This is a genomic window from Acidovorax sp. IB03, from assembly GCF_016406015.1.
Lineage (GTDB): Bacteria > Pseudomonadota > Gammaproteobacteria > Burkholderiales > Burkholderiaceae_C > Acidovorax > Acidovorax temperans.
The window spans coordinates 1-24824 of the sequence record NZ_JAEFCH010000037.1 but is presented as its reverse complement, the minus strand read 5'-3'; the positions used below and the strand labels follow the sequence as shown (position 1 = coordinate 24824).

Genomic DNA, 24824 nt, shown 5'->3' with positions numbered 1-24824 from the left:
GCCGCGTGGCGCGCCTGGGTGGCTGGGTGATGGAACTGCCCAGCCGGGCGTTCACGCTGTCTTCCGGCATTGCCAGCACATTTGGCATGCGCCGCGCAGAAGAGTCCACCAGCGAAGACCGCCCTGCCACGTACGCGCTGGACGAGGTGTTGAAAGCCTTCCAGCCCCCTTTCACGAACGGATGCAGCAGGCCTTTGCTAACTGCATACAAACCGGGCGCGACCTGGACGAGGTGGCCGAGGTGCCGCTGCCGCAAGGACAGCGGCTGTGGGTGCGCACCAGCGGCCATGCCGTGCGCGATGAAGCGGGCCGGATCGTGCGGGTCGAAGGCGCGTTCCAGGACATCTCTGCGCAGCACCAGGCCGAAATGCAGGCCCAGCGCAACGCACAGCACCACGCCGAGCTGCTGCAGGTGCAGCAGCAAATCTCGTCGCTGGACATGGCGCTGCCCGACGCCCTGCGGCTGGTGGCCCACACCGTGCAACAGCAGACGGCCGCGCGCGGGGCCATGATCGAGTTGCTGGAGGCCGAGCAACTGGTGGCCAAGGCGTCGGTGGGCGACATGGTGCGCCCTGAAGGCAACCTGCTGTCGGTACACGACAGCATCTTGTGGCCTGCGCTGCACCAAGGCCGCACGGTGTGGTGCAACGACACCCAGGCGGCGGGCTGGGACATGGGCTCCATGCCGCACCGCTGGGGCGTTCGCTCGGTGATGGCCACACCGCTGCGCGCGGGCAACCACATCGTGGGCAGCCTCAAGGTCACCTCCGATCAGCCCGATGCCTTTTCGCGCAACGATGTGAACCGGCTGGAAATACTCACCGAATCACTCGGCACCACGGTACAACTGCGGCATGTGACCAGCCAGCTTGAAGCGTCTGCGCGGCAGTACCGCCTGATGTTCAACGAGCACCCGCACCCGATGTGGGTGTACGAAAGCGCCAGCCTGCGCCTGCTGGCGGTGAACCGGGCCATGCTTTTGCAATACGGCTATACCGAAGCCGAGGCGTTGCAGTTGACGCTATTGGACCTGTTTCCTGCTTCGGAGCGTGAGAACGTGCGGTCCATCGTGCAGGCCACGGCCTCAGAAAGTCGGCATGTGCCGTCGCTATGCCTGCAGTTGCGCATGGACGGCAGCCTGTTTGACGCAGAAGTGACTGCGGGCAGCATCAGCTTCAACGGCGTGGCCGCCCGCCAGGTGCTGGCGGTGGATGTGACCGAGCGGCTGCGGGCCGAACGCGAGATTGCTCGCATGGCGCGTGCCCAGAAGCTGCTGAGTGCCTGCAACGAAACCCTGGTGCGTGCGACGTCTGAATCTGCCTTGCTGCAGGCCATCTGCCAGATCGCGGTGGACATTGGCGGCTACCGCATGGGCTGGGCGGGCTTCGCCCACGACGACGAACACAAGACGATTGCCCGCGTGGCCCATGCTGGCTACCAACACGAATACCTGGACAAAGTACGCCCGACCTGGGACGAAAACAGCCCCACCGGCCAAGGGCCGGCCGGCCAGGCGGTGCGCAGCGGCCAGCCCGTGATCGTGCACGACCTGCGCAAGAGCAACGACCTGGGCGACTGGACCCAGCGCATGCTCGACAACGGTTTTCACGGCGTGATTTGCCTGCCCCTGCGCGAGCAGGGCAAGACCTTTGGCCTGCTGTACCTGTACGCCCCCGAAATCCTGCACATCAGCCCGCAGGAAACGGCGCTGCTGCAAGACCTGGCCAACGACCTGGCGTTCGGCATCACCAGCTTGCGTGCCCACAAGGCGCAGCAGCGCATTCTGGACTCGGTCATCAAGGTGGCGGCGGCGGTGTCGGCCAGCACCGGCACGGCATTTTTTGTGCAGCTGGCCACCAACATGGCCGAGGCGCTGGGCGCGCAGGTCGGCGGCGTGATGCGCATGAGCCAGCCCCTTGGCCAGCCACCCCGCGCCATCAGCCTGGCCACTGTCATTGACGGGGTGGAGCAGCCCGCCTTCGACCTGCCCATGGAAGGCTCCCCCAGCATGCAGCTGCTGACGCAGCGGCAATACGTGGTGGCCGACCATGTGCTGCAGCATTACCCGCACTCGTACCTGGGCGGCAAGATCGGAGCCCGCGCCTGTGCGGGCCAGCAGCTGTGCAGTACCGACGGACAGGTGATTGGCGCCATTTTCGTGCTGTTCCGCCAGGCGTTGACCGACCCGGACTTTGTCACCTCCACCCTGCAGATTTTTGCGGCCCGGGCCTCGGCAGAGATCGAGCGCCAGGCGGCCGATGCCCGCATCCGCCACCAGGCGTCGCTGCTGGACAAGGCGCAGGACGCCATTCTTGTGCGCGACCTGGAGCACCGCATCATCTACTGGAACAAAAGCGCCGAGCGCATGTACGGCTGGACGCAGCTGCAGGTACTGGGCCAGTCGGTGCAGACCTTGCTGTACGAAGACCCCACGCCCTTCCTGCGGGGCACCGAAGCCACCCTTGAACACGGCGAATGGACGGGCGAGCTGGTGCAGCGCCACCGTGACGGGCGCACCATCGATGTGGAAGGGCGCTGGACCCTGGTGCGCGGCGAAGACGGGCAGCCCCAGTCCATCCTGGCCATCAACACTGACATCACCCAGCGCAAGGCCACCGAGCGCGAAATCCAGCGCCTGGCCTTTTACGACCCGCTGACCCACCTGCCCAACCGCATGCTGCTGATGGATCGCATGCACCACGCCCTGGCTGCCGCCCAGCGCCACCAGCAGGGCGGGGCGCTGCTGTTCATCGACCTGGACAACTTCAAACAACTCAACGACACCCTGGGCCACGACCAGGGCGATTTGCTGCTGCAGCAAGTGGCCAAGCGGCTGGGCCACTGCGTGCGCAGCGTGGACACCGTGGCACGCCTGGGCGGCGACGAGTTTGTGGTCATGCTCGAAGAACTCAGCGCCTCGGGCGACGACCTGGTGCTGCAGGCGCGCAGCGTGGGTGAAAAAATCCTGTCCACGCTGTCCATGCCGTACCCGTTGCAGGGCTACCAATACCGCAGCACCCCCAGCATTGGCATTGCGCCGTTCACCGGCACCGAGTCCACTACCGTGAGCGAGTTGCTCAAGCAGGCCGACCTGGCCATGTACCAGGCCAAAGCTGCAGGGCGCAACACCCTGCGGTTCTTTGACCCGCAGATGCAGGCCGTGGTGACGGCGCGCGCAGCGCTGGAGGCCGACCTGCGCGCGGCCCTGGCGCAAGACGAGTTTTTCCTGCACTTCCAGCCCCAGCTGCGCCAAAGCGGGGCGATTGCGGGCGTGGAAGCACTGCTGCGCTGGAACCACGCCCAGCGCGGCATGGTGCCGCCTTCCGACTTCATTGCCTTGGCTGAAGAAACCGGGCTGATCGTGCCGCTGGGCCGCTGGGTGCTGCACCACGCCTGCAAGCTGCTGGCCAGCTGGCAGAACGACCCCTTGCGCCGCGACCTGACCATGGCCGTGAACGTCAGCTCCAGCCAGTTCCGCAGCCCCACCTTTGTGGACGATGTGGCGCGCGTGCTGGCCATCACAGGAGCGCCTTCCGGCCAGCTCAAGCTGGAACTGACCGAAAGCGTGCTGGTGGAAGACATGGAAAGCACCATCGCCACCATGGAAGCCCTGCGCGCCTATGGCGTGGGTTTTTCACTGGACGACTTTGGCACCGGCTATTCCTCACTGAGCTACCTCAAGCGCATGCCGCTCGATCAGCTCAAGATCGACCAGAGCTTTGTGCGCGACGTGCTCTCCGACCCCAACGACGCCGCCATCGTGCACACCATCATCGGGCTCTCGCGCAGCCTGGGGCTGGACGTGATCGCCGAAGGGGTCGAAACCGAAGAGCAGCGCATTTCGCTGGGCGAGGCCGGTTGCGACCTGTACCAGGGCTACCTGTTCAGCAAACCGCTGCCTGTGGCAGACCTCGAAGCCTTCCTCACGCAAGCCCTGAAGGGCTGAGCGTGTTGTCGGCACCCTGTGCCGGTTTTCCCCGCCGCGCCCACAGCTTTTGTCTTCTTGGGCCGTGCGCGCCACTTGCCCAGCTCCTCCAGCCCCGCCAAGGGGCCTTGCGCGGACTGCGCCATTGCAGCGCCACCCCCCCAGCCGTTGATGTCATGCAACGCGTTGTGGGCTGCCTGACGGCCTTTGAAGGCCCCGGCACCGCACCAGAACCCCCACACCTGGCTGCCAACGCCGGGGTTTCCTGTCTTTTCCATCGCCAGCGCCTACCCGGTGTACCGCATGGGCCTGCGCTGCGGGTTCCCGGTTGTTCTTCTGTCTTCTTCTTTAATGTCTTTATAAAAACATAGTCGTAGTAGTAGAGCAGGGCCCTGGGTGTGGACAACCCTTTTTTTCCTTTGCACCACAAGCACTTGCGTGGATGCAAACCCTGTGCGCCGAACCCTGTTGGCGCTGTCACGCCAGCGGGGACAAAACGGGCACATCGACTTTTTCTGTGGATAAGCCAGCACTTGTGCCAGAAATATCCCCAGTTTTATGCAGCACCGCATCGGCAACGCCTGTTTTCAGCCAAAACGCAGGCTAGCGCTTTACCAGCAAGCGCTATCAGCTCATTTTTTAATAGCAAAAGGGGGCATTGCCGCAAAAAAAAGGGTGCACCCGCCCGCGTTTGTCCAGGTTCGTGCGGGCAAGCCCACCCCATGCGCCGGCCAGTTCACCCTTTTTTCTACACCCAGCACACCGCCCTGCCACGTTTCAGGTATTCACAACCCTGCCCGGTTTGCCTTCCGGCGGTTGATAGGTTGTTCTTTAAAAGCTTTATATTGAAATAGCAGTAGTAGTAGAGCAACACCTTTTTTGTGGACAACTGCATTTTTCCCAATGTCTGCGCGCACTTGCGTTGCAAAAAACCATGTGCGCTGGTCTGTATGAAATTGCTGGCTGACAGACAACAACTTTGACGCGGCGGATTTTTGTGTGGATAACTGGGTAGTTGCTCTGCCGGAAAGCACAGCTTTATCCACAGGCTGCTGCCAGCACCATGAAAAAAGCCCGCAATCCGGGCGGATTGCGGGCTGCTGGGGGCGGGAATGGCCCCCAGGGGTGGGTGATGCGCCAGATCAGCGTGCGGGGCCGCCTGGGCCGCGGCCGCCGTGGCCATCGGGGCCGTGGTGGTGGCCGTGCATGCCGCCGTGGTCGCGCCCACCCCGGTGCTTGCCGGGGCCTTGGCGGTGGAATTCGGCGTCAAACGTCTTTTGCTGCTCGGGGCTCAAGGCGGCGTAGAAGGTTTTCACGGCTTCATCGCGCTTGTCGGCCTGGGCGGTGTGCCGGGCGCGCATTTCGCGCATGCGGTCAATGCGCTCGGGGGTGGTGAGCTTGTCCAGTTCCTTGAAGTCGGGGCGGGCGGGGCGCTCGCCGGGTTGCATCGCGGCGGTGAACTGGGTCCAGGCGCTTTCCTGGGCGGCGGTCAGCTTGAGTTTTTCTTTCAGGGCGGCCTGGCGCTGGGCCATGCGTTCCTGGTAGCGCTGCGCCATGTCACCGGTCTTGCGGGCGGGGGCGCTGGCGGCCTGTGCGGCAGCGGGTGCAGGAGCCTGGGTTTGGGCCAGGGCGGGCAAAGTGAGTGCGGCCAGCACGGCGGTGGCTACCCAGCGGCGGCTTGAAAATGCAGCGGTCATGGAATCAGTCCTTTCACAGGGGGTGAAGTTCTCCGCCACAACGACCGTTGCAGCGGTTGAAGCCAGTGTGCGCCGCCCATGTATCGCCTGCGTGAGCAGGATTGAAGCCTGTGTAAAGTTGTGACAAGCCGGGGTGTACGGCGCGCGGGTGGAGCCGCGGAAGTTTTGTGCCAGAAAGTGCCTCCAGGCGAATCCAAGAAAGCGCAAGCAGCTATTGAATTGATAGCGATTGCTGCAGGCTGTGGATATCATTAGGGTTCGGCGCGGCGACCCTGTTTGGCGCGTAGGCCGGCGGGGCCCGCGCCAGCGCCGACAATTACCCCCAGTCAGACAACGAAGCGAAGGATTTCCGTGTTCAAGAACATGATCGTGTACCGCATTGCCCCCGGCTGGCAGGCGGATTTGGTGCAGGTGGAAGAAGCCCTGGCCAAGGCCCCTTTCATGGAGTGCGGGGCCACCCAGGAAAAATCGCTGGGCTGGGTGCCGCCGCGCGGTGAGCAGCATGGCGCGCTGGCCGAATCGGTGGGCGGGCAGTGGATTTTGCGTTTCATGGTCGAGTCCAAGGTGCTGCCCGGCTCGGTGCTCAACCGCCGCGTGAAGGAAAAGGCCGCCCGCATCGAGCAGGAAACCGGCCGCAAGCCCGGCAAGAAGGAAAGCAAGGAACTGAAGGAAGAAGCCAAGCTGGACTTGCTGCCCATGGCTTTCACCAAGCAGGGCAGCATGTGGGTGTGGATTGACACCGAATCGCGCCTGCTGGTGCTGGACACCTCCTCCCAGGGCCGTGCCGATGAGGTGGTGAGCCTGCTGGTCGATTCGCTGCCCGGCCTCGCGGTATCGCTCATCAGCACGCAGACCAGCCCCCAGGCCTCCATGGCGCACTGGCTGGCCACGCAAGAGCCGCCCGTGGGCTTCAGCATTGACCGCGAGTGCGAGCTCAAAAGCGCGGACGAAGCCAAGGCCGTGGTGCGTTATGCGCGCCACCCGCTCGATATCGAAGAAATCCAGGCCCACATTGCCGCTGGCAAGCTGCCCACCAAGCTGGCGCTGACCTGGGACGACCGCGTCTCGTTCATGCTGACCGAAGGCATGCAGCTCAAGAAGGTGGCTTTTCTGGACACGGTGTTTGAAGGCACCAAGGCCGATGACGGCGGTTTTGACACCGATGTGGCGATTGCCACGGGCGAGCTGGTCAAGCTCATCCCCGACCTGATCGAAGCCCTGGGCGGCGAAGCCGAAAGCGGCGTGGCCAGCGCGGCCGAAGCCATTGCGGCGGGTGGCCCTGCAGCGGCTCCCAAAGTAGCGCCTGCAACCGCCGCACCCGCTACGGCAGCTGCCACGCTGCCCCCCCGCAAGTCGGGTGCGGGCGTGGTCACTGGCCCGGCCACTGCACCGGTGGATACCGACCCGGAATCGGCGCCGTTCTGAGAGCAGGTTCTGAGGCCTGGCGCGCGGCCGGTGCGCCAACAAAAATGCCGAGGGTGACCTCGGCATTTTTCATGGGGGGAAGCGCAGCGGTTTACTTCAGGCTGTCCACCGCCAGGCGGCCCACGGCCGAGTCATCGGTGAAGAAGCCATCCACACCGGCCTTCAGGAAGGTCTGAATCTCGCTCACGCTGTCGCCGCGCACGGTGTTGTCCGTGGTGGGGGCCTTTTTGTAGGCGGCGGGCAGGAAGGCGTTTTCAGGCCGCAGTGTCCAGATGTGCACAGCCAGGTTCAGCGCGTGGGCGTCTTTCACCAGCGTGGTGGGGGTGCCCAGGGCACCGTCTTTCACGGGGATGACCAGGTCCTTGTGTGCGCCCACCACATCGGCATAGGTGGCAATTTCCTTGAGCCCGGCGGCCGTGGCCATGTTGGCGTAGGTCTGGGGGTTGCCTGAGGCCGTGAAGTCATAGGGACGGCCGCCGTTGGACAGCAACTGCACCAGACGCACCGTGCTTTGCTTGCGCAGCGCCTTCAGGTTGGCCACTTCGAACGATTGCACGTACACGGGCGCATCCTTGCTGTTCCAGCCGTTCTTGGTCAGCACGGCCAGCAGTGCGGGCTCCAGCGGCATGCCAATCGACTGGAAGAAGCTGGGGTGCTTGGTTTCAGGCGCGATACCGATGAGTCGGCCCTTGGCGGTGGACTGCGCCTTGGCCAGGTCGATCACTTCCTGCAGCGTGGGCACTTCGAACTGGCCGTTGTAGGCCACATTGGCCGGGCGAATGGCCGGAATGCGTTCGCGTGCGCGCAGGGTCTTGAGTTCGGCCAGGGTGAAGTCCTCCACAAACCAGCCGGTGATGGCCGTGCCATCGATGGTCTTGGTGGTCTTGCGGGCGGCAAACTCGGGGCGGTCCATCACATCGGTGGTGGCCTCGCGCACGCTGCCGTCGGCGTTGAGGATGGCAATCGCGTTCTCGTGGCGGGCTACCAGCACGCCGTCCTTGGTGATGACCAGGTCGGGCTCAATGACGTTGGCGCCGTCGTCAATCGCTTTTTGGTATGCCGCCAGCGTGTGTTCGGGCCGCAATGCCGAAGCCCCGCGGTGGGCAATCACGGTGGGGGTGGGGGGCCAGGCGGGTGTGTCGCTGCCGCCGCAGGCTGTGGTCATCACCACCGTGGCCGCCATGGCCAGCAGTACTTTTCGAACTTGCATACGCTTCTCCTCGTTTTGTAGAAAACAAAAGATATTCGCGGCCCTGTGTGAAAGTAACGTGACGCATTTTGTGCGGGCTGTGCGGCCACTGGCAACTGGCCGTTTGCCGTGCGACGGGGGTGCTTTATTGCTTCTTTTTTTCAGCGCCCCTCTCAGTTCCCCTTCAGCGCCCCAGCAACGAGCGCGCCACCAGCTCTTTCATGATTTCTGATGTGCCGCCATAGATGCGCAGCACGCGTGCATCGGTCCAGAAGCGCGAGATGGGGTATTCAGCCATGTAGCCGTAGCCACCAAACAGCTGCAGGCAGGCATCGGCCACGCGGCCCATGACTTCAGTGGTGTGCAGCTTGAGCGCACTCGCGGCCTCGGGGGTGAGTTCGCCGCGCTCGTAGGCGGCCACGCTGGCGTTCAAAAACGCCTTGGCGGCGGCGATGTCGCTGGCGCACTGCGCCAGCGTGAAGCGCGTGTTCTGGAACTGCCCAATCGCTTGGCCAAATGCCTGGCGTTCTTGTACGTACTTCACCGTGGCATCGAGCGCACCCTTGGCACCGTACACCGCCTGTACGCCAATGATGAGGCGCTCGCGCGGCAGCTCGCGCATCATCTGCACAAAGCCCTGGCCCTCCACGCCGCCCAGCAGCGCGTCGGCGGGCACGCGCAGGTCGTTGAAGAACAGCTCGGAGGTATCGCCCGCGTGCTGGCCGATTTTTTCCAGGTTCTGGCCGCGCGTGAAGCCGGGGCTTTTCGTGTCCACCAGAAACAGGCTCACGCCCTTGGCACCGGCTGCCGGATCGGTCTTGGCGGCAAGCACCAGCAGGTCGCAGTGCTGGCCGTTGCTGATGAAGATCTTGCTGCCGTTGATGACGTACTCATTGCCATCGCGTTTGGCCGTGGTGCGGATGGCTTTCAGGTCGCTACCCGCGCCGGGCTCGGTCATGCCAATCGCTGTCACGGCCTCACCGCTGACCATGCGCGGCAGCCAGTATTCGCGCTGCGCTTCGGTGCCACAGTGCAGCAGGTAGGGCGGGATGATGTCGTTGTGCACCTGCAGCCCGCCGACAAAGCCGCCGTAGCCCCGGCGCGAGAGCACCTCCACCACGGCAAACGAAAAATGCACGCTGGCGCCCGGGCCGCCGTACTGCTCGGGCACGTCGGCGCACAGGTAGCCGTTCTCGCCCATCTTGCGAAAGAGCTCGCGGTGGACGAGGCCCGCCTTTTCCCAGTCGCGGTAATGGGGCTCGATCTCGCTATCGCAAAAGCGCTCCAGCGATTCGGTGAAGACTTGCAGTTCGGCCTTCTGTTCAGCCGTGAGGAGTGTGTTGGGAAGCATGGTTGCTATGAATGTAGGAGCTGCCAGCGCTTTCTGGATAAGCGCTGGAGGCCAAAAAGACTCAAACTCTTTCGAAGATGGCCGCGATGCCCTGGCCGCCGCCAATGCACATGGTGACCAGTGCATAGCGCCCGCCCGTGCGGTGCAGCTCGGCAATCGCCTTGGTGGTGATGATGGCGCCCGTAGCGCCCACGGGGTGGCCGAGCGAGATGCCCGAGCCATTGGGGTTGACCTTGGCCGGGTCCAGCCCCAGCTCTTGCACCACGGCGCAGGCCTGGGCGGCGAAGGCCTCGTTGGCTTCGATCACATCCATGTCCTGCACCTTCAGGCCGGTGCGTTGCAGCACCTTTTGCGTGGCAGGCACGGGGCCAATGCCCATGTAGGCCGGATCCACGCCTGCGTGGGCGTAGCCGACGAGGCGCGCCAGGGGTTTCAGGCCCAGGGCCGCCACGCGGTCACCTGCAGCCAGCACCACGGCGGCCGCGCCGTCATTGATGCCCGAGGCGTTGCCAGCAGTCACGGTGCCGCCTTCCTTCTTGAACGCGGGCTTCATGCCCGCCAATACGTCCAGCGTGGTGGCGGCGCGCACATGCTCGTCTTCCTGGAACAGCACGGTGCCCTTGCGCGTGGCGATTTCGACCGGAACGATCTGCTCCTTGAAGTAGCCCGCAGCGATGGCGGCGGCGGCGCGCTGTTGGCTGGCTAGGGCGAGCTGGTCCTGCATCTCGCGGCTGATCTTGTAGCGCTCGGCCACGTTCTCTGCGGTGATGCCCATGTGCATCTTCTGCCAGGGGTCGTGCAGGATGCCGAGCATGTAGTCGATGCTCTTGCTGTCGCCCATGCGGGCGCCCCAGCGCGCGCCCTGGTCGAAGTAGGGGCCGCGGCTCATGCTTTCCGAGCCGCCGCCCACAGCCACATCGCAGTCGCCATAGCCAATGGCCTGCGCCGCGCTGATGATGGCCTGCAGGCCCGAGCCGCACAGGCGGTTGACGTTGAAGGCGGGCGTCTCGATGGGGCAGCCGGCGTCGATGGCCGCTACGCGCGCGAGGTACGCGTCCTTGGTGTCGGTGGGAATCACGTTGCCCATGACCACATGGCCCACAGCGTCGGGCGCGATGCCGGCGCGCTGGATGGCGGCTTTCACGGCGGTGGTGGCGAGCTGGGTGTTGGGCACATCTTTCAGGCTGCCGCCGAAGGTGCCGATGGCGGTGCGGGCTGTGCTGACGACGAAGACGTCACGGTGGGTCATGAAAAAACTCCTGGAAATGAAAAAGGGTGTGTGCCGTGGCTGGGCAAATCAGGGTCGGTGGGCAAAAACCTTGATGCCGTGGGAACCGCTGCCCTGGTCTGCCGTGCCCATCCAGCCGTTTCTGAACACGGCAGGAGCTTCAGCACCTGCGGGGTTTGCCTCTGCGGGTTTTCTTGCAGTCGGGTGGAGGCTACTTTTACGTAGACTAGTTACTTGAAAGTAGATTTTTGAAGCGTGCGCCCCCGGCGGCATCAGGATTTACCCGGTACACCCACCAGAAGACACCCCCATGGCCCCACCTTCCACCCCCCGCGCGGCACCCAAGCCCGGCGCGCGCCGCCCGCGTGCGCTGGCACAGCCATCGCCTTGGCCGCAGGCCCCCGTGCGCGAACAGCAGCGCGAGGCCAAGCGCAACGCGGTGTTGTCCACAGCGGCGCAGATGTTCAACGAGCGCGGCTTCCATGCCGCGTCGCTCGACGACATTGCCGCGCGGCTGCAGGTCTCCAAACCCACGCTGTACTACTACGTGAAGAACAAGGACGAGATCCTGCTGGAGTGCGTCAAGAAAGGCCTGCACCTGATTCTGGAAGGCATCGAGGCCTCGCGCCAGGCAGGTGGCAACGCGGTGGACCAGCTGCGCGCGTGCATGCAGGTGTATGCCGACATCGTCACCCAGCCGTTTGGCATGTGCATCATCCGCATCGGCGACGAAGAGGTGCCCGAGCCCAGCCGCACCGAGCTGCGCCGCATGAAGTCCGAGATCGACCAGGCGTTTCGCCGCCTGGTGGCGCAGGGCGTGCAGGAAGGCACGCTCGCCCCGTGCGACCCGAAGATGACGGCCTTTGTGATTGCCGGAGCGCTGAGCTGGATCGGCCGCTGGTACCAGAGCGGCGGCGAATACAGCGCCGCCCAGGTGGCCGAGCAGTGCATTGGCACGCTGATGCACGGCGTGCTCGGCCCAGGCCCAGGCCCAGGCCGTACCGCAGGAGATGATTAAGCGGCCGCTTGCAAGGGTTGGAAATTTTCCAGCGCTTCGAAGAGCAACGCCACTTTGGCCGAATCGAAAACTCCATCCGGGCCATGGGTGTGGATATCGGTGAACGGCGATTCGTACAAGCGCGCTGGCGGCATTGCGCCATGTTCGGTCAGGTGCTGCACGATCTCTTCAATGAACTGCAGTTGGCTGGCAGTGGCCGTGCCTGCCTCGACCAGGGCACTGAAGGCCGCTGCCGCAGCTCCGCGGTCCAGCCCCACCAGTGATCGCACAAACACCGGCAGGCTGGTGTGCAGCGTGCGCGCACGCTCGATGTCGCCATCGGTGCCGCCCGCCTCGTGCAGCAGGGCTTCCAGCTCTTGCAGGTCCGCCGCCGTGAGGGGTTGATTGCGGCGCAGCTTGTGCAGCGCCAGCCGGTCTTCGTGGGCGCGCAAAAACACCTTGGCCTTGGCGCGAAAACGGTCAAAGTCCACCGCGCTGGCCACCAGTGGCAAGTCCACCTCGGTGGTCTCGCCAATCGCGTCTTCAATGTCGGTGTAGACCACGGTGCGCCCGCCCTTTTCGATGAGCTTGATGAGGCTGCGCAGCTTGCGGCGCGCTTGCTCCAGCATGGGCAAGGTCACGTCCTGCCACCACTCATCGCCTGCCACCGCCTCGATCAGCAGCAGGTGTTCGCGCACGCTGGGCACGTTGGCCAGATCCAGCAAGCCATTGGCCACCTGCTGCACCTTGGTTTGCAGCCGCGCCAGGGCTGGTTCGCTGCGCAGCAGGGCCAGCTGGGTGTTCAGCAGCAGGGCGTCAAAGCGCTTGGCGTCTTCGTCGTCGTCGCGCACTGCCGTGGGCAGGCCTGACAGGTGGGTCGATACCTCGGCCAGTTGTTCGGGTGTGGGGCGTTTCCACGCATCGGGCTGCGCCCAGGCCTCTACCCAGCGGCGCTGCGGGCGCACCACAAAGTTGTCCAGCGACATGCCTACCACCCTGCTGTGCAGCAGGCCAGCGATATCGCGGCGGATGGCGGCCTCGGTCAGCACGGGTGATTGCTGGGCCTCATCAGCCACGCCGTGGCCGGGCAAACTGGACAAGCGCTTGTCGAGCACCTCGATCAGCTCCAGCCGCGCATTGAACAGCCGTTGCGACAACGGCTGCGCCACCGCGCCCTCACTGCCCTCCAGCTCCTGGCTGAAAAACTCCAGGTTCTGGCAAAAGTCGAAGATGAAGAAGTCCTTCTTGTCCTGCCCCGGCCCATACAGCTCTTTGCACAGCCGGGTGCCGCGTCCCACCATCTGCCAGAACTTGGCCTTGGAGCGCACGATCTTGAAGAACACCAGGTTCACCACCTCGGGCACGTCGATGCCCGTGTCCAGCATGTCCACCGAAATCGCAATGTGCGGTGCGCGGTCTTTTTGCGCAAAGGCGTCGATGAGCGACTGGGCGTACTCGGTCTTGAAGGTGATGGTGCGCGCAAACTCGCCCCGGTATTCGGGGTAGTTCGCATCAAAGCGCTCCTGGATGAACTCGGCGTGCCGCTGGTTCTTGGCAAAGATGATGGTCTTGCCCAGCCGGTCGCCGCCCGCCACCTTGTGGCCGCGCTCCATCAGCAGGGCCAGCATCTTGTCCACGGTGTCGGTGTTGAAGAGCCACTGGTTCACGGCCTCGGCGCTGACTTCCTCGGGCGGCTCGCCGCCGTCCTCGTCCCATTCCAGCGCATCCCACTGGTCTTTTTCGTCGTCGCTCAGCTCGTCATACCGAATGCCCTGGCGCTGGAATTTCAGCGGCACTGAAATCGCCTTGGGCGGGGCCAGGTAGCCCTCGGCAATGGCGTCATCCAGGCCATAGGCGTCCGTGGGCACGCCGCTTTCCAGGCCAAACAGGCTGTAGGTGTTGCGGTCGATCTCGTCCTTGGGTGTGGCCGTCAGGCCCACCAGCAGCGCGTCAAAGTAGCTGAAGATGGCGCGGTATTTTTGGTAGATGGAGCGGTGGGCTTCGTCCACCACGATCAAATCAAAGTGCCCTATGCCAAAGCGGCGCTGGCCGCCGGTACCTGCATTGGCGCTTTCGTTGATGAGCCCCATCATCGTGGGGTAGGTCGATACATACACACGCCCTTCGGTGGCGCGGTCGGTCACCAGGTTCACCGGTGCCGCATCGGGCAAGTGGGCCTTGAAGGCGTTGACGGCCTGGTTCACCAGTGCCACGCGGTCGGCCAGAAACAGCACGCGCTTGGCCCAGCCTGCGCGCATCAGCAAATCCACCAGCGCAATCACCGTGCGGGTTTTGCCTGCGCCCGTGGCCATCACCACCAGGGCCTTGCGGTGCTGGTCGCGCTCAAAGGTCTCCAGCACGCGGCGAATGGCGCGCTGCTGGTAGTGGCGCTCCACAATGCCCGCCGCAATCGGCAGGTTGGCCAGCGGCTTGCGCGTGGTGCGGCGCTGGTGCATCAGCTCCAGCTCGTCCCGCGTGTGAAAGCCTTGCACAGGGTGGGGCGGGCTGGTGGTGTCGTCCCACATCCAGTGTTCATAACCGTTGGTGCCGTAGATCACGGGGCGGTGGCCGGTGCTTTTTTCCAGGCAGTCGGCATACAGGCGGGCCTGCTGCTGGCCCTCTTGGGCACTGCGGCGGGTGCGCTTGGCTTCCACCAGGGCCAAGGGCCGCTCGCCGCTCCACAGCACATAGTCCACGCGGCCCTGGCCTTGGCCGTTGGGCATGCCCTGTACTTCAAATTCACGGTCGCGCTTCTGGTCCAGCGCCCAGCCCGCTTCTTTGAGCAGCAGGTCAATGAACAGGTCGCGCGTGGCGGCCTCGTTGTAGTCGTGCGCGGTGGCGGGCTGCGCTGCGTTGGCGGCCTTGGCGGCGGCAATTTCGGCGCGGTAGCGGGCCAGTTCCGCATCCAGTTCTGCATTGCGGGCTGCTGCTTCGCGCAGGGCGGCATCGCGCTCGGCCAGGGCCTGGGCTTGTTTGGCGAGTGCCTCTTGCGCGGCGGCCTGGGCGGCACGGCTGGCCGCTTGTTCTTGGGCAGAGTCGATAGCGGCAGGGCGTGGCAGCAGATCGGCGCGAAACTGCAGCCCCGCCGCAGGCCGATCACCCACCCGGCGCGCGTAGTGCTGCGCCAGCCAGAAGGCCACATGGAACAGCTCGCGCAGCGCGGCCAGGGCATCTTGCGGTGGCACCGGGCGGGCGTGGTGCACGGCCTGGTTGCCCAGGCGGCGAATCACATCCATCTTGGCGTGCACCGCGCTGCCCACCAGTTGCTGAAAGCTGGGCTCAAACAGGTAGGCCGACAAATCCGCCTTGTACGGCATGCGCAGGCAGCCATCCCGGCCCCCTTCGGCCTGGTAGAGCCAGGCCACGGCCAGCTCCAGCGTACGGCGGGCGTAAAAGCAGGCGGTGCGCGGGTCGGCATGGGCAGCGGCCTCGGCGCGGCGGGCTTCGGCCAGCAGGTCGGGCCAGTCGGGTTGCAGGAATGCGAAGTTCGACGTTGCGCTCAAGGGACTCCCTCCGGTGCTGAATCGGTTCTAAAGATTTTCTAAAGCTGAGAAACCGACTGAAATCTTTAGAACAGGTTTTATAAGTCTTTGTTTTAAAAAGATATTTTTACGATAGGCGCAAATCCTAAAACCTTTTTAGCGAAGCAGGGCTTTAGAAATCAGGCTGATGCCGTGAGATCGCATCGATCAACGCCAGCTTGAGGCTTTCGGAATAGTCCTCTTCATAGAGCAGCGAAGCGATGACCTCCCGCAACAGATCCTTGCCCACCACGTTGCTCGCCACATACACGGCGATGTTTTCCATTTCCAGCACAAACCGCTTGACCACATAGTCGTAGCCATTGAGTTCCAAAAAGTACGCGCCCAGGCCGATAGACGAGCGCTTGTTGCCGTCGTTGAAAGGATGGTTCTTGTTGACCGCATAGACCAGGTGGGTCAGCTTGTCGGCCATCTCCGGGTAGTACCAGTCATTCTGGATGTGACCCAGCACGCTCTCCAGGTGCTCCACGTTCTTGACACCACCCAGGCCGCCCGAGTGTTCAATGATCCACGCCTGCGTGCGCAAGGCGTGGGCCACATCGAAGTACAGGTAGCGCAAGCCCTCGTGCTCGTCCATCTCAGCGGTCCTTCAGGCGCTTGAATACGGCCAAGGTAGCGGGGTCGCTCAGGCGGTCTTCCAGCGACTTGCTGGTCTTGCCCAAAAAGCGGTCAAAGTCGGCTTCTGGAACGGACTGGATATACGCTTCCAGCTTGTGGTGTAGCGCATCCCGAAAGCCCAGGTCGCGGCTGGCCATCTTGGTGCGGGCGTCCAGGATGAGGGGCTTGAAGAGAGGGTGGCTTTCAAAGCGCCCGAACAGCGCCTCTACCTCCTGCATGCTCAGCTTGCGCTCCAAACGCTTGAACTCCAGCTCCAGCTCATGGGCGATACCTGCTTCAAAGCTGGCAATCAGGGTCAGCACCTCGGAATACATCGTCTCCCGAATGTTCTCCTTGGCCGCAAGCTTCAGCACCTTGCGGTATTCCGTGGCGTTCTCGCGGAAGATGCATTGGTAAATCAGGTTGGTGAAGCGCACGTATTTCCACTGGTGCTCCACCACAAAGTGGTCTAGCGCATCGGTGAACTGCTTGCGGTAGCTCTCGTCCTGTAACGAGGCCATGAGGTAGTGCTCGTCACGCTGGTTGATGTACTTGGTGTGCCCACCCGTGCGCTCGGCCAGCACGTCCATCACGATGTCGAGCAAGCGCGAGCGAACGGCCTTGGCGCGCTCGCTCTCCGTCAGCAGCATGGCCAGGTTGAGCACGGCCCGGAAGCTGAACACGCCCAGCAAAGGCGCTTTGTTACCCTCATTGATGAGGGAGACATCCACTAAGTCTTTGAATTCTTTGAGGTTTTTTCCTTTGAGCAACTGATAACCATTGGCCTTGAGTTCTTCGCCATGGTTGCTGATGTAGCGCTCCACCGTGGCATCGCTCACCTCAAACAGGGCCATCACCTGCTGTTTGGTGAACACCGTTTGGCCCTGAAACACCACCCCGCCCAGTTGCAGATGCTGCTCTGCCGCTTGCAGGGCATAGCGGTTGTTCAGGATGTTTTGGCGCTGCAGTTGCGCGGTGGTGAAGTCACTCATTTACAAGGCTCCGGTAAACGCCCGCTGCTGCAGCGAGGCAAACAGCGCATCCAGCGCGGCCAGGGCGCGGCGGTGGGTGGCTTTGAGGGCTTCGATGGAAGCGATGCGGGTGGCGAAGATTTGTTGGAGGGGGAGGGGGGGCCAAAAAACAGACAGCCCTTTCAAATCAGCCAAGTTCACCGTTTTCTGAGCAATGCCTTTGGCCACTTTGTCTACTTGTTGTCTGACGCCGGGTGATTGAATCATCGCTGCGAGAAAGCGTGAGTCCAGTTTGCTTCTGTCGGGTTTGATATGGGCTATGTGTCGCTGAAAAGCGAAGAGCTCTTTCGTCGAAACGACTGCTGCGTTTCCGTAAGAGCCAACTGTTGTGTAGAGCACGTCACCAATCTCAATAGGGCAGCGTTTTGTCAGTTCTGCATGGGTGTCTGCAGAGATGAATTTGTGAGTGTCGAAATTGATTTGGCCTTCGACGATGTTGCTTATGAAAAGGAATGGAATCCCAGATTTTTGCCACGCCGGAGACTGATGGGTTCCGTCGGTGATGCGAGTGCAAAGTCGCTGCAGTTCACATATTGGTAGTCCCTTCGGATTCGCCACCGGGTCCCCAAACATATCGAGAAAGAGGGACTGGGTAAGGCTGCCCTGCAGGGCCAGGGCGGTGCGGCGTTGGGTTCGGAGGGTTTCGGCTTGGTCGAGGATGGCGGCGATGCGGCGTTGTTCTTCCAGCGGGGGCAGGGGGATCGCCAGATCAGCGAGAAAGCTGGCAGGAACCCGTCTTTGCCCGCCGCTGCCTGTCATGCGGCGCTGACCATTTGCACGCACTTCTTCGAGCCGCAGGTAATGGTGTAGGTAGCGTGACTCTGCTATCCCAGGGCGCGCCCGAACGACGTGGAACTCTGTAGACCCGAAGCCATGTGAACGCTGCAACCGGGCTTGGGCGATTTTTCCGTTTTCAAAGCAAGGGGTGATTTTTGCCACCAACACATCGCCGTCGAGAAACGGCGTGAAGCCTTTGGCTACTTCTGCGTAGGGCCGGTCTTGCGTGGTTTCCACGCTGGCAGATTCAGCGCTCAGCGACGCCATTGGCACAAATGAAACCAATTCTTCAGCTGGCAGCTTTTTGCCCAGCGTGGGGTTTAGCTCGGCAATGTCGGTCAGCTTGGCGGTTGGGAATTTCGCACTCACTTCAACATCCCCTCCAACACCCCCATCCCCCGCGCAATCTCATCCTCCAGCGCCCGCAGCTCCGCCAAGATCTCCCCCGGCGCGCGGTGCGCCACCACCTCATGCACCACTTCCTTGTAGCGGTTGATGCTCAGGTCATAGCCGTTGGCTTCAATGTCGGCCTTGGGAACGCAAAAGCTTTGCGCGGTGCGGGGGCGCTCGCGTTCGCTGCTGTGGCGCTGCGCCCAGCGGGTTAGCACGTCGGGCAGGTTGTTTTTGTCATGCTCTGATTCTGATAGCTGGTTGCGCCCGTCCACAAAGCGCTGCAGGCCTAAAAGGCTTGCATCCAGCAGGGGCTGGCGTTTGTCGTCCAGGCTCCAGCCGTCGGCCTGCATGTCGTAGAACCACACGTTATCCGTGCCGCCGCTCATGGTTTTGGTGAAGAGCAGGATGGCGGTGCTGACGCCCGCGTAGGGTTTGAACACGCCGCCGGGCAGGCTGATGACGGCGTCGAGCTTTTGCTCTTCCACCAGCTTGCGGCGCAACTCCTTGTGGGCCTTGCTGCTGCCAAACAGCACGCCGTCGGGCACGATGACGGCGGCGCGCCCGCCGGTTTTGAGCAGGCGCAGGAACAGGGCCAAAAACAGCAGCTCGGTCTTTTTGGTTTTGACGGTTTGCTGCAAGTCTTTGGCGGTGTTTTCGTAGTCGAGGCTGCCCGCAAAGGGCGGGTTGGCCAGGATGAGGCTGTAAGCCTCGGCATCCCCCGCCGCGCCTTCGGCGAGGGAGTCGCGGTACTCGATGGCGGGGTGCTCCACGCCGTGCAGCACCATGTTCATGCTGCCAATGCGCAGCATGGTGTTGTCAAAGTCGTAGCCGTGGAACATGCCGCTGTGGAAGTGCGCGTTTTGCGCGGGCACGCGCAGCATGTCGGGGTAGGTGCGGCGCAGGTATTCGCCTGCGGCGACTAAGAATCCGCAGGTGCCTGAAGCCGGATCGCAAATGGTGTCTTGCGGTGTGGGGGCCGTCAGGGCCACCATCAAGTCGATGATGTGGCGCGGCGTGCGGAACTGGCCGTTTTGCCCGGCAGAGGCGATTTTGCCGAGCATGTATTCGTACAGGTCGCCCTTGGTGTCGCGGTCGTCGAGCGGAATGGTGTCGAGCAAGTCCACCACTTTGGCCAGCAGGCCGGGCGTGGGGATGGTGAAGCGGGCACCTTGCATGTGGCGGGCAAAGGCAGATTCAGCTGCCGGGCCGCCCGAGGTTTGCAGGCCACGCAGGAAGGGGAAGACCTGGTTGCTGAGCACGTCGAACATTTCGGCAGGCGCCATGTTCTTGAAGCGGGACCAGCGCATGTTGTCGTGTGGGCGCTCTTGGGCGTCCACGCCTGCGGGGATGAGGCGCACGGGCTGGGTTTTGAGGCGCAGGGCTTTGTTGTCTTCGCGGGTCTGGTCGCTGTCGAGCGCGCGCAGAAAGAGCAGGTAGGTGATCTGCTCGATGACTTCAATGGGGTTGGCGATGCCGCCGGACCAGAAGGCGTTCCAGACTTGATCGACTTTGTTGCGCAGGTCACCGGTGAGCATGGGGGCAGTCTGTAAGGGGCTGTGGGAAAGCCTGCGAGTCTGCCATGCAGCGAAGGGCTGCAGCGCGTGGGGCGGGGGTTTTAGGTGTTTTTGGCCTCTGGCGCTTATTAGATAAGCGCAGGCAGCTATTTATTTGATAGCAATCTGTTCAGCGTGGCGGCTTGTCACTCCATGCACCCAGCCCGCCCCAGCCAGATCGTCCAGGATGGGGCAGTCCGGTCGGTCGTCCCCCTGGCAGCAGCCCACCAGGGTTTGCAGGGTGCGCTGCATGGCCTGCATGGCGGCGATGCGCTGGGTGAGCTGGTCGATGTGGCTTTGCGCGATGCGCTTGACCTGCGCGCTGGTGCGGCTGCGGTCGTGCCACAGGGCCAGCAGGGTGGTGATTTCTTCGATGGAGAAGCCCAGGTCGCGCGCGCGGCGGATGAAGTGCAGGGTGTGCACATCGGCCTCGGTGTACTGGCGGTAGCCACCTTCAGAGCGGGCCACGCCTTGCAGCAGGCCCAGCGATTCGTAATGCCGCACCATGCGGGCCGACACGCCCGCCAGGCGCGCGGCTTCGCTGATGGGCACGGGCCAAGCCTGTGGGGCGGGGCTGCGGCGTGGGCTGAGCGGGTTCATGCGGCGACGGTGTAGCCTTCTTCGGCAATGGCGGCGGCCAGTTGCTCGCGCGGGGCGGCGCTTTGCACCTGCACCTGGCCGCTGGCGCGGTCGATCTGCACTGTGGCGGCGGGGTCCACCTGCTGGATGGCTTGCGTAACGGCGCGCTCGCAGTGGCCGCATGTCATGCCCTGGACCTGGAAAGTTTGCGTTTGCATGGAAAAACTCCTGTGGATGGTTGGCGGGTGGGATTCACCCTGCATCCGATCATGAACCTTCACATCATGTCATGGTCAAGCCCTTTTAAAAATGCCTTGACCTTGCCATGGCGTCAAGGATTACTGTCGGGCCTATGACTATGAATACCACCCAACCTACCTCCGAAGGGGCCCAGTCGCTGGACCTGGGCATTGGCGGCATGACCTGCGCGAGCTGCGTGGGCCGTGTGGAACGCGCGTTGCGCAAGGTGCCGGGCGTGCAGGATGCGACGGTGAACCTGGCCACCGAATCGGCGCGCATTGCCTACACCGTGCCCGATGGCACCGACGCCGCTGCCCTGCAGGCACTGGTGCGGCGGGCGGTGCGCAATGCGGGCTACGAGCCGCGTGCGGCCGATGCCACCGATGCGCCGGAGGACGCCTCGCCCTGGGCGGGCTTCTTGCCCGTGGCGGTGGGGCTGGCGCTGTCGGCGCCGCTGGTGCTGCCCATGGTGGGCGACCTGTTTGGCCAGCACTGGATGTTGCCGGCCTGGGTGCAGTTTCTGCTGGCCACGCCGGTGCAGTTCATTCTGGGTGCCCGCTTCTACAAGGCAGGCTGGGCGGCGGCCAAGGCGCTGAGCGGCAACATGGACTTGCTGGTGGCGGTGGGCACCAGCGCGGGCTGGGGCTTGTCGATGTGGCTGTGGCTGACGGCGCCGACCGATCACCCAGGCAATGTGCCGCACCTGTACTTTGAGGCATCGGCCGTGGTGGTCACGCTGGTGCTGCTGGGCAAGTGGCTGGAGGCGCGGGCCAAGCGGCAGACCACCGCTGCCATCCGCGCGCTGCACGCCCTGCGGCCGGATGTGGTGCACCTGCTGTCGAAAACCGGCGAGGTGGACGTGCCCGTGGCCGAGGTGATGGTGGGCGACCGGCTGGTGGTGCGCCCTGGTGAGCGCATTCCGGCCGATGGCGTGGTGACCGAGGGGCAGACGCAGGTGGATGAATCGATGCTGACCGGCGAGCCGCTGCCGGTGGCGCGCGAGCTGGGCGGGCGGCTGACGGGGGGCTCCATCAACGGCGATGGCCGCATCGTGATGCAGGTGCAGGCGGTGGGCTCTGAAACCGTGCTGGCCCAGATCATCCGCCTGGTGGAAGACGCGCAGGCCGCCAAGGCGCCGCTGCAGCGGCTGGTGGACAAGGTGTCTGCCGTGTTCGTGCCCGTGGTGCTGGGGCTGGCATTGATCACGCTGCTGGGCTGGCTGTGGGCAGGTGCGGGCACGGAGGCGGCGCTGATCCACGCCGTGGCAGTGCTGGTGATTGCCTGCCCCTGCGCCCTGGGGCTGGCCACACCGGCGGCCATCATGGCGGGCACGGGCGTGGCGGCGCAGCACGGCATTCTGATCAAGGACGTGCAGGCGCTGGAGGTGGCGCACCGGGTGGACACCGTGGCGTTTGACAAGACGGGCACGCTGACCGTGGGCCAGCCCCGGCTGGTGGCGCTGGAGCTGGCTGCGGGGGCTGATGAGGCGGCTGTGCTGGCAGCTGTGGCCGGTGTGCAAAGCGGCAGCGAACACCCCCTGGCGCGCGCCGTGGTGGCAGCGGCAGCGCAACGCGGCATGGCACCCGAAGCGGCCGATGGCGTGCGTGCCGTGCCAGGGCGGGGCACCGAAGGGGTGGTGCAGGGCCAGACCTGGCACATTGGCAGCCTGCGCTGGATGCAGGAGCTGGGCGTGCCCGTGCTGCCTGCAGCCGCTGGCGAGGGCGCTGCCAACGCGGGCCCGCTGGCGCAGCGTGCGCTGGCGTTGCAGCAAGAGGGCTTTACCGTGTCGGCCGTGGCCGGGCCCACGCCGCAGGGCCTGCAGGTGCTGGCGTTGCTGGCCTTTGGCGACGAGCCCAAGCCCGGCGCACGTGAGGCGTTGGCTGCGCTGAAGGCCCGGGGCATTCGCACGGTGATGATTTCGGGGGACAACCGGGGCGCGGCCGAGGCCATGGCGCGCCGCCTGGGATTGGACCCTGCTGCGGGCGAGGTGATGGCCGAGGTGCTGCCCGGCGACAAGGCTGCGCAGATCCAGTTGTTGCAGCGCGGCAACGCTGCAAATGTAAAAAGTGGGGCGGGCTCTGCCCCCCAGCCCCGCATTGTGGCGATGGTAGGCGACGGCGTGAACGATGCCCCGGCCCTGGCTGCTGCCGACGTGGGCATGGCCATGGGCAATGGCACCGATGTGGCCATGCATGCGGCGGGCATCACGCTGATGCGCGGCGACCCGATGCTGGTGGCTGCGGCGCTGGACATCTCCCACCGCACGGTGAGCAAGATCCGCCAGAACCTGTTCTGGGCGTTTGCATACAACGTGGCGGGCATCCCGCTGGCCGCGCTGGGCTACCTCAGCCCCGTGGTGGCGGGGGCGGCCATGGCCCTCAGTTCGGTGAGCGTGATGGCAAACGCCCTGCTACTCAAACGCTGGCGCATGTGATAAACCGCAATGGTCGGCGGCCTGGATGTCTGGCAAACTGCAACAAATAGTTTCAAAACTGTAAACTAGTTCGCGCAAACACGGGCCTGGCCCAAGCATTCCATTGAGGACGACCTAATCATGAATCTCTTTTCGCTCATGCGGCAGTTCACCATCCGGTTTCGCATGTTGGGGGCCATCGCTGTGGTGCTGGTCTTGCTGGGCCTTTTGGGGGGCGCGGGCATGTTCGGCATGTTCCGCATCTATTCCATGAGCGAGGACTTCATGAACAGCTCCTTTCAGGAGGTGGGTTACTTGGCCCAGCTGCACAGCGAGATGGGCGCTATCCGCCAGTATGAGAAGGACATGATCATTGGCTACGAGAAGCCCGAAGCCTTGAAGGCCGCGCACACCCAGTGGCTGGAGAGCCAGGAGAAGGCCAAGAAGGTGGCCAACCAGTTCCTGCAAGGTGAAGAGGATGTGGACAACGCCGTGGTGCGCGACATCATCAAGCGCCTGGACAGCTACAAGGAAGCCTTTGCCCACGTGGCACGCCAGCTGGAAGCCGGCGGCTACGACACGGTCACCATTGCCAACCGCATGAGCGGCAAGGCCGTGGCCGAGTTTGCCGAGGCCGACAAGCTGATGAAGCAACTGGACGAAGTGCTGCGCGCCGAGGTGCAGAAATCGGTGGCCGAACAGCAGGGCGTGTCTAACCAGACCAAGTGGCTGTTTGCGCTGGCGGTGCTGATCACCGTGGTGGTGGTGGTGCCGCTCACGCTGCTGAACATGCATTCCATCTGCAAGCCCCTGGACCAGGCACAGCGCTTGGCCAAGGCCATTGCAGGTGGGGATTTGTCGCAGTCCATCCGCACCGAAGGGCGCGATGAGGTGGCAGACCTGCTGCGCGCCCTGGACGAAATGCAGCGAGGCCTGGGTACCCTGGTGGCGCAGGTGCGCGACGCCAGCGGCAACATCGCCACGGCCAGCCAGGAGATTGCCACGGGCAACCAGGATTTGTCGCACCGCACCGAGCAAACCGCCAGCAACGCGCAGGCGGCCGTCAGTTCGCTGTCGGAAATCACCGCCACGGTGCAGCAAACGGCATCGTCTTCGCAAATGGCCAACCAGCTGGCGGCATCGGCCTCCACCACGGCAACGCGTGGTGGCTCGGTAGTGGCGCAGGCGGTGTCCAGCATGCATGAGATCTCGGCCTCCAGCCGCAAGATCGGCGACATCATTGGCCTGATCGATTCGATTGCCTTCCAGACCAACATTCTGGCGCTGAACGCGGCCGTGGAAGCCGCCCGCGCGGGCGAGCAGGGCCGGGGCTTTGCGGTGGTGGCATCGGAAGTGCGCAGCCTGGCCCAGCGCTCGGCTGCCGCGGCCAGCGACATCAAGGTGCTGATCCAGAGCAGCGTGACTGCGGTGGACGGTGGCGTGCGCCATGTGGAAGACGCGGGCACGGCGATGAAGGACATCGTGAGCAGCGTGCAGCGAGTGGGCGACATCATTGGCGAAATCACGGCGGCGGCTTCCGAGCAGTCTGCCGGCATTGGTCAGGTGAACCAGTCGGTGGCCGAGATCGACCGCATGACGCAGCAGAACGCAGCGCTGGTGGAAGAGTCGGCCGCAGCGGCCGAGTCGCTGCGCGAGCAGGCAGCCCACCTGTCGCAAGTGGTGCAGCAGTTCCGCTTGGCCGACTCCATGGGCTTTGCGGGCCACGGCAGCTTCTCGGCGCCCGCACCGCAAGGCCTGTCTGCTCCTTCATCAGCACCGCGCGCCTTGCTGGGGTGAACCCCGCCACGGTCAGCTCACAAAGCCCCCGTTTGGGCAATGCCAGTAAGTTAAGCAAAGGCCCTTCGGGGTCTTTGTTGTTTGTACAGT

General features: G+C 63.9%; 17 protein-coding genes. 5 read left to right on the top strand and 12 right to left on the bottom strand.

The annotated features are described in order from the left end of the window. The first annotated feature begins 241 nt into the window (after positions 1-241). A complete protein-coding gene (locus tag IHV84_RS16600) occupies positions 242-3946 on the top strand; it encodes an EAL domain-containing protein (RefSeq protein WP_370541312.1) in 3705 nt (1234 codons plus the stop codon). Between the two features lie 764 nt (positions 3947-4710). On the opposite strand, the gene IHV84_RS16595 is transcribed toward IHV84_RS16600, so the two are convergent. Both IHV84_RS16595 and IHV84_RS16590 read right to left on the bottom strand, forming a co-directional pair. Further along, positions 4711-4971, bottom strand: a complete 261-nt coding sequence (locus IHV84_RS16595) for a hypothetical protein (protein WP_198847686.1) — start codon at positions 4969-4971, stop codon at positions 4711-4713. Between the two features lie 96 nt (positions 4972-5067). Further along, positions 5068-5622 (bottom strand): Spy/CpxP family protein refolding chaperone, encoded by a 555-nt coding sequence (locus IHV84_RS16590; protein ID WP_198847685.1) that lies wholly within the window; start codon positions 5620-5622, stop codon positions 5068-5070. 351 nt (positions 5623-5973) lie between these two features. On the opposite strand from IHV84_RS16590, the gene IHV84_RS16585 reads away from it, so the two are divergent. Beyond that, on the top strand, positions 5974-7047 hold the full coding sequence (locus IHV84_RS16585) for a recombination-associated protein RdgC (RefSeq protein WP_198847684.1): 1074 nt from the start codon (positions 5974-5976) through the stop codon (positions 7045-7047). A 91-nt stretch (positions 7048-7138) separates the two neighbouring features. Here IHV84_RS16585 and IHV84_RS16580 read toward each other — a convergent pair whose 3' ends face one another. The 3 genes from IHV84_RS16580 to IHV84_RS16570 all read right to left on the bottom strand — a co-directional run bounded on the left by IHV84_RS16580 (position 7139) and on the right by IHV84_RS16570 (position 10836). Beyond that, a complete protein-coding gene (locus tag IHV84_RS16580) occupies positions 7139-8257 on the bottom strand; it encodes a glycerophosphodiester phosphodiesterase (RefSeq protein WP_198847683.1) in 1119 nt (372 codons plus the stop codon). A 163-nt stretch (positions 8258-8420) separates the two neighbouring features. Further along, positions 8421-9587: an acyl-CoA dehydrogenase family protein gene (locus IHV84_RS16575; protein WP_198847682.1), complete on the bottom strand. Its 1167-nt coding sequence runs from the start codon at positions 9585-9587 to the stop codon at positions 8421-8423. A gap of 61 nt (positions 9588-9648) precedes the next feature. After that, the gene (locus tag IHV84_RS16570) at positions 9649-10836 is read right to left on the bottom strand and encodes an acetyl-CoA C-acyltransferase family protein (protein ID WP_198847681.1); all 1188 of its coding nucleotides are present in this window, start codon (positions 10834-10836) and stop codon (positions 9649-9651) included. Between the two features lie 289 nt (positions 10837-11125). On the opposite strand from IHV84_RS16570, the gene IHV84_RS16565 reads away from it, so the two are divergent. After that, a complete protein-coding gene (locus tag IHV84_RS16565) occupies positions 11126-11833 on the top strand; it encodes a TetR/AcrR family transcriptional regulator (RefSeq protein WP_198847680.1) in 708 nt (235 codons plus the stop codon). Here IHV84_RS16565 and IHV84_RS16560 read toward each other — a convergent pair. The 7 genes from IHV84_RS16560 to IHV84_RS16530 all read right to left on the bottom strand — a co-directional run bounded on the left by IHV84_RS16560 (position 11830) and on the right by IHV84_RS16530 (position 20502). After that, the gene (locus IHV84_RS16560) at positions 11830-15315 is read right to left on the bottom strand and encodes a DEAD/DEAH box helicase family protein (RefSeq protein ID WP_198847679.1); all 3486 of its coding nucleotides are present in this window, start codon (positions 15313-15315) and stop codon (positions 11830-11832) included. The genes IHV84_RS16565 and IHV84_RS16560 overlap by 4 nt on opposite strands. 151 nt (positions 15316-15466) lie before the next feature. Further along, positions 15467-15931: a Fic family protein gene (locus IHV84_RS16555; RefSeq protein ID WP_198847678.1), complete on the bottom strand. Its 465-nt coding sequence runs from the start codon at positions 15929-15931 to the stop codon at positions 15467-15469. A 1-nt stretch (position 15932) separates the two neighbouring features. Then, entirely contained in the window at positions 15933-16943 is a 1011-nt protein-coding gene (locus IHV84_RS16550; protein ID WP_198847677.1) for a DNA-binding protein, read from the bottom strand. Continuing rightward, a complete protein-coding gene (locus tag IHV84_RS16545) occupies positions 16944-18128 on the bottom strand; it encodes a restriction endonuclease subunit S (RefSeq protein WP_198847676.1) in 1185 nt (394 codons plus the stop codon). Then, positions 18125-19687, bottom strand: coding sequence for a class I SAM-dependent DNA methyltransferase (locus IHV84_RS16540; protein WP_198847675.1), 1563 nt, complete (start codon positions 19685-19687; stop codon positions 18125-18127). The genes IHV84_RS16545 and IHV84_RS16540 overlap by 4 nt, the downstream gene beginning before the upstream one ends. 129 nt (positions 19688-19816) lie before the next feature. After that, entirely contained in the window at positions 19817-20305 is a 489-nt protein-coding gene (gene cueR, locus IHV84_RS16535; RefSeq protein WP_198847674.1) for a Cu(I)-responsive transcriptional regulator, read from the bottom strand. Next, positions 20302-20502, bottom strand: coding sequence for a heavy-metal-associated domain-containing protein (locus IHV84_RS16530; RefSeq protein ID WP_198847673.1), 201 nt, complete (start codon positions 20500-20502; stop codon positions 20302-20304). The genes cueR and IHV84_RS16530 overlap by 4 nt, the downstream gene beginning before the upstream one ends. A gap of 134 nt (positions 20503-20636) precedes the next feature. Here IHV84_RS16530 and IHV84_RS16525 point away from each other — a divergent pair, with 134 nt between their 5' ends. Together IHV84_RS16525 and IHV84_RS16520 are read left to right on the top strand one after the other, a co-directional pair. Continuing rightward, positions 20637-22958: a heavy metal translocating P-type ATPase gene (locus tag IHV84_RS16525; protein ID WP_370541311.1), complete on the top strand. Its 2322-nt coding sequence runs from the start codon at positions 20637-20639 to the stop codon at positions 22956-22958. Positions 22959-23078: 120 nt separating this feature from the next. Beyond that, complete coding sequence (locus IHV84_RS16520; RefSeq protein WP_198847671.1) at positions 23079-24734, top strand: methyl-accepting chemotaxis protein; 1656 nt, start codon at positions 23079-23081, stop codon at positions 24732-24734. Positions 24735-24824: the final 90 nt, after the last annotated feature.

What these genes read in the sequence shown, in the direction of transcription:
- IHV84_RS16525 (WP_370541311.1), top strand. Translation starts at nt 20,637, where the DNA reads ATGACTATGAATACCACCCAACCTACCTCCGAAGGGGCCCAGTCGCTG.
- IHV84_RS16550 (WP_198847677.1), bottom strand. Translation starts at nt 16,943, where the DNA reads ATGAGTGACTTCACCACCGCGCAACTGCAGCGCCAAAACATCCTGAAC.
- IHV84_RS16590 (WP_198847685.1), bottom strand. Translation starts at nt 5,622, where the DNA reads ATGACCGCTGCATTTTCAAGCCGCCGCTGGGTAGCCACCGCCGTGCTG.
- IHV84_RS16565 (WP_198847680.1), top strand. Translation starts at nt 11,126, where the DNA reads ATGGCCCCACCTTCCACCCCCCGCGCGGCACCCAAGCCCGGCGCGCGC.
- IHV84_RS16555 (WP_198847678.1), bottom strand. Translation starts at nt 15,931, where the DNA reads ATGGACGAGCACGAGGGCTTGCGCTACCTGTACTTCGATGTGGCCCAC.
- IHV84_RS16575 (WP_198847682.1), bottom strand. Translation starts at nt 9,587, where the DNA reads ATGCTTCCCAACACACTCCTCACGGCTGAACAGAAGGCCGAACTGCAA.
- IHV84_RS16580 (WP_198847683.1), bottom strand. Translation starts at nt 8,257, where the DNA reads ATGCAAGTTCGAAAAGTACTGCTGGCCATGGCGGCCACGGTGGTGATG.
- IHV84_RS16530 (WP_198847673.1), bottom strand. Translation starts at nt 20,502, where the DNA reads ATGCAAACGCAAACTTTCCAGGTCCAGGGCATGACATGCGGCCACTGC.
- IHV84_RS16520 (WP_198847671.1), top strand. Translation starts at nt 23,079, where the DNA reads ATGAATCTCTTTTCGCTCATGCGGCAGTTCACCATCCGGTTTCGCATG.
- IHV84_RS16540 (WP_198847675.1), bottom strand. Translation starts at nt 19,687, where the DNA reads ATGCTCACCGGTGACCTGCGCAACAAAGTCGATCAAGTCTGGAACGCC.
- cueR (WP_198847674.1), bottom strand. Translation starts at nt 20,305, where the DNA reads ATGAACCCGCTCAGCCCACGCCGCAGCCCCGCCCCACAGGCTTGGCCC.
- IHV84_RS16570 (WP_198847681.1), bottom strand. Translation starts at nt 10,836, where the DNA reads ATGACCCACCGTGACGTCTTCGTCGTCAGCACAGCCCGCACCGCCATC.